General features: G+C 70.5%; 11 protein-coding genes. 2 read left to right on the forward strand and 9 right to left on the reverse strand.

Annotated features, from left to right (window positions below; translation table 11 throughout):
* Positions 1–4: 4 nt before the first annotated feature.
* The 6 genes from BGO46_RS05965 to BGO46_RS05990 all read right to left on the reverse strand — a co-directional run bounded on the left by BGO46_RS05965 (position 5) and on the right by BGO46_RS05990 (position 5702).
* The gene (locus BGO46_RS05965; RefSeq protein ID WP_292677147.1) at positions 5–907 is read right to left on the reverse strand and encodes a siderophore-interacting protein; all 903 of its coding nucleotides are present in this window, start codon (positions 905–907) and stop codon (positions 5–7) included.
* On the reverse strand, positions 904–1758 hold the full coding sequence (locus BGO46_RS05970) for an ABC transporter ATP-binding protein (protein WP_292677145.1): 855 nt from the start codon (positions 1756–1758) through the stop codon (positions 904–906). Before BGO46_RS05970 ends, BGO46_RS05965 begins: the two co-directional genes overlap by 4 nt.
* A complete protein-coding gene (locus BGO46_RS05975; protein WP_292677143.1) occupies positions 1755–2807 on the reverse strand; it encodes an iron chelate uptake ABC transporter family permease subunit in 1053 nt (350 codons plus the stop codon). The genes BGO46_RS05970 and BGO46_RS05975 overlap by 4 nt, the downstream gene beginning before the upstream one ends.
* Complete coding sequence (locus BGO46_RS05980) at positions 2807–3862, reverse strand: iron chelate uptake ABC transporter family permease subunit (RefSeq protein WP_292677141.1); 1056 nt, start codon at positions 3860–3862, stop codon at positions 2807–2809. The genes BGO46_RS05975 and BGO46_RS05980 overlap by 1 nt, the downstream gene beginning before the upstream one ends.
* Positions 3859–4887 (reverse strand): ABC transporter substrate-binding protein, encoded by a 1029-nt coding sequence (locus BGO46_RS05985; RefSeq protein WP_292677139.1) that lies wholly within the window; start codon positions 4885–4887, stop codon positions 3859–3861. Before BGO46_RS05985 ends, BGO46_RS05980 begins: the two co-directional genes overlap by 4 nt.
* 182 nt (positions 4888–5069) lie before the next feature.
* On the reverse strand, positions 5070–5702 hold the full coding sequence (locus BGO46_RS05990; protein ID WP_292677137.1) for a biotin transporter BioY: 633 nt from the start codon (positions 5700–5702) through the stop codon (positions 5070–5072).
* Between the two features lie 155 nt (positions 5703–5857).
* On the opposite strand from BGO46_RS05990, the gene BGO46_RS05995 reads away from it, so the two are divergent.
* Both BGO46_RS05995 and BGO46_RS06000 read left to right on the forward strand, forming a co-directional pair.
* A complete protein-coding gene (locus BGO46_RS05995; RefSeq protein WP_292677135.1) occupies positions 5858–6511 on the forward strand; it encodes a GyrI-like domain-containing protein in 654 nt (217 codons plus the stop codon).
* 58 nt (positions 6512–6569) lie between these two features.
* Positions 6570–8168, forward strand: coding sequence for an ABC-F family ATP-binding cassette domain-containing protein (locus BGO46_RS06000; RefSeq protein WP_292677133.1), 1599 nt, complete (start codon positions 6570–6572; stop codon positions 8166–8168).
* Positions 8169–8189: 21 nt separating this feature from the next.
* On the opposite strand, the gene BGO46_RS06005 is transcribed toward BGO46_RS06000, so the two are convergent.
* The 3 genes from BGO46_RS06005 to BGO46_RS06015 are packed head-to-tail and all read right to left on the reverse strand — an operon-like array spanning position 8190 to position 9645.
* Entirely contained in the window at positions 8190–9092 is a 903-nt protein-coding gene (locus BGO46_RS06005) for an SURF1 family protein (RefSeq protein ID WP_292677131.1), read from the reverse strand.
* On the reverse strand, positions 9089–9304 hold the full coding sequence (locus BGO46_RS06010; RefSeq protein ID WP_292677129.1) for a hypothetical protein: 216 nt from the start codon (positions 9302–9304) through the stop codon (positions 9089–9091). The genes BGO46_RS06005 and BGO46_RS06010 overlap by 4 nt, the downstream gene beginning before the upstream one ends.
* Entirely contained in the window at positions 9301–9645 is a 345-nt protein-coding gene (locus BGO46_RS06015; protein ID WP_292677127.1) for a DUF3099 domain-containing protein, read from the reverse strand. Before BGO46_RS06015 ends, BGO46_RS06010 begins: the two co-directional genes overlap by 4 nt.
* Positions 9646–9729 lie beyond the last annotated feature (84 nt).

The raw sequence follows: 9729 nt of genomic DNA on the forward strand, positions 1-9729 counted from the left end.
GCGCTCAGACCTCGGCGCGGCCCACTCGCCAGTAGCCCATGAAGGCGACCGCGCGGCGGTCGACGCCCATGTCGGTGACGAGGTGGCGGCGCAGCGTCTTGATCGCGCCGGCTTCGCCCGCAAGCCAGGCATACAGCGGTGCGCTCTTGAGCGCCGCGCCGCCCTTCGCGGTGCGGGGGACCTCCCACAGGATGTCCTTGTCGATGTCGACCTCTTCGACCTCGGCGCCGCGGCCCGCGGGCACGAGACGTGCGGCAGCATCCTCGACGGACGCCACGAGGTGTGCGTGGCGCAGGCTGGCACTGCGCGCCGCGATGCGGAAGTCGAAGCCGGGGTGGGCCGGCAGATACGCGGCATCCGCGTCGTCCGGAACCTCCAGCACGACGACACCGCGCGCGTCGCGCGGCAGCTGCTCGAGGATCACGGCGATCGCGGGCGCCGCGGTCTCGTCACCGGCGAGCAGGATGTCGTCGGTGCGCGCGGGCGGCACGAAGTCGATGCCATAGCTGACGCCGGAGTGCGCCGTCGTGGGCGCGAAGATCAGCACCTCGTCGCCGACCCGCGCATCGGCGATCCACGCGGATGCCGGGCCCTGCACGTCGTGCGCGACCATGTCGACGTCGACCTCGCGGGCATCCGGTCGCACGTAGCGCGTCGTGTAGGTGCGGAACGGCGGGCGGCCCTCTTCGTCCATCGCGCGCCACTGGTCCCACCAGTCGTCGCCCGTCGGCATCGCGTCGATCGGCGTCCGCGGCGTCGGGAAGACGATCTTGATGCGCTGGTCGAGGCCGGGGTCGCCGTAGTCGGCGAGGTCGGCGCCGCCGAACGTGAACCGGCGGAAGCTCGGGGTCAGGTCGGTGATCGCGGTCACCTCGGCGCGGAAGAAGCGGCTCGTGGGGAGGGTCATCGGTCGGCTCCAGCGGTCGCGGGGGATGGGGTGGGGGACGAGGACGGTTCGGGACGCACGTGGTGGCGCCCGCGCGGCAGCACCATGGGCGCCCCCGAGACGGGATCGTCGATGACGAGCGAGTCGAGCTCGAACACATCGCGCACGAGCTCGCTCGTGACGATGTCGGCGGGCGCTCCCGAGGCGATGAGGCGGCCCTTCTTGAGCGCGAACAGCGCGTCGGCGTAGCGCGCGGCGAGGTTGATGTCGTGCAGCACCATGACGATCGTCGTGCCGCGCGTCGCGTTGAGGTCGGTCAGCAGGTCGAGCACCTCGATCTGGTGCGACACGTCGAGGAACGTCGTCGGCTCGTCGAGCAGCAGCACGTCAGTCTCCTGAGCAAGTGCCATCGCGATCCACACGCGCTGCCGCTGACCTCCCGACAGCTCGTCGACGGCGCGGTCGGCGAGCTCGAGCACACCCGTCGCCGTGAGCGCCTCGGTGACGGCGCGGTCGTCGTCGGCGGTCCACGAGCGGAACAACTTCTGGTGCGGGTGCCGCCCGCGCCCGACGAGATCCGCGACGACGATGCCCTCGGGCGCGACGGGCTGCTGCGGCAGCAGGCCGAGCGTGCGTGCGAGCTCCTTCGTGGGGATGCGGTCGATGCGCTTGCCGTCGAGCACGACGGCACCTTCCTGCGTCGGCAGGAGCCGCGCGATCGTCTTCAGGAGCGTCGACTTGCCGCACGCGTTGGCGCCGACGATGACGCTGATGCCGCCGGCGGGGAACTGCAGGTCGATCCCGTCGACGATGCGGGTCGCGCCGTATCCCGAGACGAGGTCTTCGGTGGACAGGAGGTGCTGTGCGGTCATGACGATCCTCCGCGACGGCTCGTTCGGATGAGCAGGTAGATGAGATAGGGCGCACCGAGGATGCCCGTGATGACGCCGACCGGGAACTTCGTGTCGAACGCGAATTGGCCGAGCAGGTCGGCGGCGAGCACGAGGCACGCGCCGGTGAGGGCGGCAGGCAGGATGACGGGGGAGCCCGGCCCCACGATGCGCGCCGCGATGGGCCCGGCCAGGAATGCGACGAACGCGATCGGGCCCGTCGTCGCCGTCGCGACGCAGGCGAGCGCGACCGCCGCCACGACGAGGAGGATGCGCGTGCGGTCGACGCGCACGCCGAGCGCGGTCGCGGACGCGTCGCCGAGTTCGAGGGCGCTGAGATCACGGCTGAGCAGCAGCACGACCGGCACGAGCACGATGACGGCGATCAGCAGCGGCGGCAGGTCTTCCATGCGCGATCCGTTGAGGCTGCCGGTCATCCAGCGTGTCGCGACAGCGAGGTCCCACACGGCCGCGCGCAGCAGCAGGAACGCGACGACCGCGTCGAGCATCGCGCCCACACCGATGCCGATGAGGATCAGGCGCCCGCCGGTCGACTCGCCGCCGCGCGCCGCGAGGTAGATGATGACGGCGGTCGCGATGCCGGCGACAAGAGCCAGGGCCATCGTGGCCGCGCCGCTCCAGTGCAGCACGACGAGTGAGAGCACGGCGGCGGCGCTCGCGCCCGAGGTGATGCCGATGACGTCGGGGCTCGCGAGGGGGTTGCGCAGCATCGTCTGGAAGGTCGAGCCGGCGACGCCGAACGCGATGCCGGCGAGGACGGCCGTGAGGGCGCGGGGGAGACGCAGCGTGCCGATCGCGAACGAGGCGCCGGGCACCTGCTGGCCGCTGAGCACGGCGAGCACGTCAGACAGCGGATAGATCGTGTTGCCGAGCATCAGCATCGCGGCGAAGAGCACGACGACGAGCACCGACATGATCGACATCGCGAGGATGCGGCGGCGCACCCGGTGGCGCCGCCCGGCGCGGACACGCGCGATCGCGGCATCCGCCGGAAGAGTCAGAACAGCCATCAGAGTGCCTTCATCCGGGTCTTGCGCGCGATCGCGATGAGCACCGGCGCGCCGAGGAAGGCCGTCACGATGCCGGCTTCGACCTCGCCGGGCGAGCCGATGACGCGGCCGATCGTGTCGGCGAGGGTCAGGAGCACGGCACCGCCGAGGGCCGACAGGGGGAGCAGCCAGCGCTGATCGGATCCGGCCACCAGGCGCACGGCGTGCGGCACCATGAGCCCGACGAACCCGATGGGACCGGCGACCGCGGTGACGGCCGCGCACAGCGCGACGCCGGCGATGGCGGCGATGATGCGCACGCGCCCCACGGGTACGCCGAGCCCGACGGCGACATCGTCGCCGAGCGCGAGGGCGTTGAGCGCCGACGCGCACAGCAGCGCGACGGCCGTCCCGATGACCAGCACGGGCACGATGACGCCCATGGTCTCCCAACTGGCGCGGCCGACGTTGCCGATCTGCCAGTAGCGGAACTCGTTCATGACGGCCTGGCGCGGCAGCAGGATCGCCGCGACGAGCGAGGACAGGGCGGCGGTCGTCGCCGCGCCCGCGAGCGCGAGTTTGATGGGCGTCGTTCCGCCCGGGCCGACCGAGCCGACGAAGTACACGAAGAACGCCGTGATGAACGAGCCGATGAGGGCGAGACCGAGGTAGCCGAACGAGCTCGACACCCCGAGGAACGCGATGCCGATCACGACCGCGAGCGCGGCACCCGTGTTGACGCCCAGGATGCCGGGGTCGGCGAGCGGATTGCGCGTGATCGCCTGCATGAGCGCGCCCGAGAGCGCGAGCGCGGCGCCGGCGAGGAGCGCCAGGATGGTGCGCGGGATGCGGCTCTGCACGGCGATCGCGCCGATGTCCGTCGGCGTCTCGCCGCGGAACCACGTGCTGATGCCCTCGATGACCTCATTGAAGCTGACGGTGCGCGACCCGAACGAGAGCGAGAGGACGACCGAGAGCAAGACGGCCGCGATCGCGACGCCGAGGACGACGCCGTGGCGCCGCGCGCCCACCGCAGGGGCGGGCGCGCGGCGACGTGTCGCGACGGAAGCGGTCACTGGACCTTCGCTGCCGCTTCCTTGAGGTCGCCGACGTACTGGTCGAGCACCCACGGGATCGACAGCGCGGTCGGGCTGACGGCGGCGCTGTACGCGTCGCCCTCACCGACGGCGACGACGGCGCCGGCCTGGACGGCGGGCAGCGTGCTCCAGAGCGGGTCGGCCTGCAGCGCGGCCAGCAGGGTGTCATCGCCGTAGGTCACGATGACGTCGACGTCGGCGAGCTGGTCGGCGTTCTCGGCGCTGAAGTCGAGGTAGAAGGTGCCGGATGCCGCGGCGTCTGCCGCAACCTGCGGCTCGTCGAACCCGAGGTCACCCAGGAACGCGGTGCGGGAGTCGCCCGACGTGTACAGGGAGACCGTCGAGAGGTCGGCGGGGTTCATGTAGAAGAACGCGGCGGTCTTGCCTGCGAAGCCGGCGTCCGCCGTGGCATCCGCGATCTGCGCCTCGAGGTCGGAGACGAGCGCCTCGCCCTCGGCCTTCAGGCCCAGGCCCGTCGCATTGAGCGTGATCTGCTCGCGCCACGGTGTGAACCACGGGATGTCGGGGTAGGCGACGACGGGCGCGATCGCGGACAGCGTCGAGTAGTCGTCGGCGGTGAGACCCGACTGCGCCGCGAGGATGATGTCGGGCGTCGTGTCGCTGATGGCCTCGAAGTCGATGCCGTCGGTGGTGTCGAAGAGGGTGGGCATGTCGGCGCCGAGCTCGTCGAGCTTGTCGCTCGTCCACTCGTAGACGCCCGGGTCGACCGTGCCGCTCCATGCCCACACCTGGGCATCCATGCCGACCGGCACGACGCCGAGGGCGAGTGCGACGTCCTGGTTGCCCCACGAGATCGCGGCGACGCGCTCGGGCTTCGCGGCGATCGTCGTCTCGCCGAGGGCATGCGTGATCGTGACGGGGAACGCGTCGCCGGTCGCCGCAGCGCTCGAGCCGGTGTCAGTCGAGGCGCTCGAGGTGGCGCACCCGGTCAGGAGCAGGGCGGCCGCTGCGCTCAGCGCGGCGGCAGTGCGGATACGAGACACGATGGGTCCTCCGGTGCTGTGGAATGAGCGCCCAGGTTAGGGCAGGCTTACATTACTTCGCAGATGCCGCGCCACGCGAATTCGCTGCAGTCGCCCTGAAGGTGCAGCCGCGGATTCCCGCCGCACACGACAGCGGCCCCGCCCCCTCTTCCGGAGGGTGCGGGGCCGCTGTGCGAAAGGCGTCAGGCGCGCTTGGAGCGATCGATCGCGCGCACGCCGGCCCACGCCGCCGGGATCAGCAGGGCTGCGAAGGCGGCCTTGATGAGGCCCGGGACGATGAAGTCGGCGACGCCCGCCTCCCAGATCAGCGCGGGGGTGACGGTCACGCCCTGCACGGACGCGAGGATCAGAGCCATGTAGGGCAGGCCGATGAGGAACGGGATGATCGAGGCGCCGACGAAGCCGAGGAAGGCGAGCACCGGGCGGCGGTCCCACGCGCGCTCGGCGCACCACCCGGCGACGAACGCCGCGGGGATGAACCCGAGGACGAAGCCGAACGACGGCATGAGGACGTACGCGGGGCCCGCGACGGCACCCGCGAAGATCGGCGCGCCGGCGAGGCCCGCGAGCATGTAGGTCGTGAGGGCTGCGGCGCCGCGGCGCGCGCCGAGGGCGGCGCCGACCGTGATCACCGCAAGCGTCTGGCCCGTGATGGGAACGGGGCCGACCCAGAAGGCGACCTTCGCGAGCAGCGCGACGATGGCTGCACCGGCGAGGACGAGGCCCGCGTCGAGCGCGAACGCGCGAGCCCGGTCAGACGGCCGCGCGATCAGGTCGGCGAGGACGGGGCGACGAGCAGGGACGGCGAGGGACATACAGGCTCCTTGGGAGTTCGGCCGGGCCGGCGAGCGGCGCCGGAGCGTCGCGACCCAGCCTAGGGGTGACCGAGCCCGCATTCTTGGACGCCGTCCACTGAACCTGAGCGGATGCCTTGTGGAAAGCGCACGGCTCGCATGGCAGAGTGGCCGGCGTGAAGAGCGAGGCGAAGACCGACCTGAAGCGGGAACTGGCGTCGTATCGCGCGACCCGCGGCCGCTTCGACCTCATCACCGTGCCGCCGCGGCAGTACCTCATGCATGACGGGCAGGGCGACCCGAACACGGCGCCCGCCTATCTGCGCGCCCTCGGCGCGCTGTACCCCGTCGCGTATGCGCTGAAGTTCCTCAGCAAGCGCGAACTCGATCGCGACTACACCGTGATGCCGCTCGAGGGGCTGTGGTGGGCTGACGACCCCGAGTTGTTCACGACACGGCGCGACAAGGATGCGTGGTGCTGGACCCTCATGATCCTGGTTCCCGACTGGCTCGAGCCCGCGCACGTCGAGCAGGCCCGTGACGCGGCGGTCGCAAAGGGTGTCGATGGTGTGGGCGAGATCCGGGTGGGGCGGCTCGACGAGGGGCTGTGCGTGCAGACCCTGCATGTCGGCAGCTACGACGACGAGGCATCCGTTCTCGCTGAGCTGCACGACCGCGTCATCCCCGATCGGGCCCTGCGGATGACGGGACGACACCACGAGATCTACCTCAGCGACGCCCGGCGCACGGCGCCGGAGAAGCTGCGGACGATCCTGCGGCAGCCGGTCGAGGCGGTCAGCGGCACCTCACCCACAGCGCCGCCCCGGTAGACTGGGCAGCTGGCCCCTTCGGCCGCATCCCACCCCCGATGAAGAACGGACGTCCGCTGTGCTCGCCGTGCACGACCTCGAGATCCGCGTGGGCGCGCGCACCCTCATGTCGGAGGTGTCGTTCCGTGTCTCGGACGGCGACAAGATCGGCCTCGTCGGCCGCAACGGCGCCGGCAAGACGACGCTCACGAAGGTGCTCGCGGGCGACCTGATCCCCGCGAACGGGCGCGTCGACAGCTCGGGTGAGCTCGGCTATCTGCCGCAGGACCCGCGCTCGGGCGACCCGGAAATGCTGGCGCGCACGCGCATCCTCGATGCCCGCGGCCTCGGCACCCTGGCGTTGCAGATGCACGAGGCGTCGCTGCAGATGGGGGATGCCGACGAGAAGGTCGCCGCGAAGGCGATGCGCCGGTACGGTAACCTCACCGAGCGCTTCGAGGCACTTGGCGGCTACGCGGCTGAGGCCGAGGCGGCCTCCATCGCGCACAATCTATCGCTGCCCGACCGCATCCTCGACCAGCCGCTGAAGACCCTCTCGGGTGGTCAGCGTCGGCGCATCGAACTCGCGCGCATCCTGTTCTCCGACGCGCAGACGATGATCCTCGACGAGCCGACCAACCACCTCGACGCCGACAGCGTCGTGTGGCTGCGCGAGTTCCTGAAGAACTACAAGGGCGGGCTGATCGTCATCAGCCACGACGTCGAGCTTGTCGGCGAGACCGTCAACCGCGTGTTCTACCTCGACGCGATGCGCCAGGTCATCGACGTCTACAACATGAACTGGAAGAACTACCTGCGCCAGCGGGTGGCCGATGAAGAGCGCCGGAAGAAGGAGCGCGCCAATATCGAGAAGAAGGCCACCGCGCTGCAGCTGCAGGCCGCGCGCTTCGGTGCGAAGGCCTCGAAGGCCGCCGCGGCGCACCAGATGGTCGCGCGCGCCGAGAAGATGCTGTCGGGCCTCGAAGAGGTGCGTCAGGACGACCGCGTCGCCAAGCTCCGGTTCCCCAAGCCCGCGCCGTGCGGCAAGACGCCGCTCATGGCCAAGAACCTGTCGAAGTCGTACGGGTCGCTCGAGATCTTCACCGATGTGGATCTCGCGATCGACCGCGGTTCGAAGGTCGTCGTGCTGGGTCTGAACGGTGCCGGAAAGACGACTCTGCTGCGCATCCTCGCCGGCGTCGACAAGCCCGACACGGGCATCCTCGAACCCGGCCACGGCTTGAAGATCGGCTATTACGCGCAGGAGCACGAGAACCTCGACACGAGCCGGTCGGTGCTGGAGAACATGATGTCGGCAGCCCCCGACATCAACGCGACCGAGGCACGAAAGGTGCTCGGGTCGTTCCTGTTCACGGGTGATGATGTTCTCAAGCCCGCGGGCGTGCTGTCCGGTGGCGAGAAGACCCGTCTGTCGCTCGCGACGCTCGTCGTCTCGAGCGCCAACATGCTGCTGCTCGATGAGCCGACGAACAACCTCGACCCCGCGTCGCGCGAAGAGATCCTCGGCGCGCTCGCGCACTACGAGGGCGCCGTCGTGCTCGTCTCGCACGACTCGGGAGCTGTTGAGGCGCTGAACCCCGAGCGGGTGCTGATCCTGCCCGACGGCGTCGAGGACATCTGGGGTCGCGACTACGTCGAGCTCATCGAGCTGGCCTGACAGGCGCAGCCCCGCGCGCGCTCAGCGCGGCGTGAGCTCGTCGAGGAGGGCGTCCTCGTCCTGCATGTCGCGGTCCTTGCGGCGCGGCTCGCCGCGACGGCGGGGTCGGACGGATGCCGGAGCTTCCGCAGGCGCGACGTCCGGCCGGTCCTCGGGCCCGTCGTCCGCAGCTGCCGCGGCATCCGCCGCATCTTCGCGGCGATGGCGCAGCTCGGTGCGGATCATGTACCAGATGAAGACGAAGCCCATGACGGCGAACAGGATCCACTGGATCGCGTACGACAGGTGCGGACCCGGGTCCTGCGACGGCGCATCGAGGAGGGTCGGCGCACTGGCGGGCGCCGGGTCCTCTGACACCAGCAAGCCGTACGAACTGGTGATCAGCTCGTCGAGCCCCGTTTCCTGTGAGATAAGCGGCAGGTTGATCGTCGGCACTTGACCCGCCGGCGCCGACTGCGTCTCGTTGCGCAGCGGCTCGCCCGGTGTCAGCCGCGCGATGACGGTCACTGATCCGGACGGGGGAGCGGGCACCTCGTCGGGTTCAGGCTGGTCGGCGCCCGGAGGCACCCAGCCGCGGTTGACGAGGAAGACCTCGCCGTTGTCGGTGCGGAACGGCACGAGCACCTCGAACGCCGATGTGCCGCCATGGGCGCGGTTGCGCGCGAGCAGCGTGTCATCGGTCAGGTACTGGCCGGTCAGTTCGACGGGCCGCCACTGGTCGTCCGGGTCGAACCCGTCGGCTCCGGGCGTCACGAGCTCATCCAACGGCACGGGGTCCGCGTCGTAGTTCGCGGCGATCAGGGTGAGCTGCCGCTCGCGCTCGTCGTTACGGCTGAACTGCCAGTTCGACAGGTACACGCACGCGATCGCGAACGCGACGGCGAAGGCGATGTAGCCCGTCCAGCGCAGTGCGGTGCGGTTCATGAGTCAGCCTCGGCGCGTGCGATGTCAGGGAGCGCGGCGACCTCGACGGGGAAGTCACGAGCCGCCAGGTAGTCGCGCAGGTACGTGACGTGCTCGTCGCACGCCGCCCAGATCTTGCGACGATCGGGTGTATGGATGCGCGGGTTGCGCCAGATCACCTGCCAGGCGGCATCTGCGCGGCATCCGGCACGCGAACACACGACGGCGCTCACTTGTCCTCCGGGTGGGATGCCTCGGCGATGCGGATGACGCCGGTCGCGCCATCCGGCGCGGTGGGGTCGGCGCGCAGCGGCTCGATCTCGCGCTCGGGCGGCACGGCGCGCCCCGCGGGAGCGGCGGCGACGTTCGCGATCACGACGGCGATGTACGGCAGCACGATCGCGCCGAGGGCGAACAGCCACGTATACCAGCTGTAGGGCTGGATCGCGACCATAAGCACGAAGCAGACGACGCGGATCGCCATCATCGTGAAGTACTTGGCCATGCGGGTGTGAGCGTCGTCGCGCGGCGCGCGCGGCAACGACGTCGCCGACTGCGGGGAGGTACTCTTCACGATCCTTCAAGCGTACGCCGCCGCGCACGGACGAAGCCGCGCCGCGGGGGATGATGCGGGTGCGTACGACTCAGGCGTAGCGGC

Origin of the sequence: Microbacterium sp. 70-16 (assembly GCF_001898315.1) — a bacterium.
Classification (GTDB): domain Bacteria; phylum Actinomycetota; class Actinomycetes; order Actinomycetales; family Microbacteriaceae; genus Microbacterium.

What these genes read in the sequence shown, in the direction of transcription:
- BGO46_RS05990 (WP_292677137.1), bottom strand. Translation starts at nt 5,702, where the DNA reads ATGTCCCTCGCCGTCCCTGCTCGTCGCCCCGTCCTCGCCGACCTGATC.
- BGO46_RS05970 (WP_292677145.1), bottom strand. Translation starts at nt 1,758, where the DNA reads ATGACCGCACAGCACCTCCTGTCCACCGAAGACCTCGTCTCGGGATAC.
- BGO46_RS05975 (WP_292677143.1), bottom strand. Translation starts at nt 2,807, where the DNA reads ATGGCTGTTCTGACTCTTCCGGCGGATGCCGCGATCGCGCGTGTCCGC.
- BGO46_RS06005 (WP_292677131.1), bottom strand. Translation starts at nt 9,092, where the DNA reads ATGAACCGCACCGCACTGCGCTGGACGGGCTACATCGCCTTCGCCGTC.
- BGO46_RS05965 (WP_292677147.1), bottom strand. Translation starts at nt 907, where the DNA reads ATGACCCTCCCCACGAGCCGCTTCTTCCGCGCCGAGGTGACCGCGATC.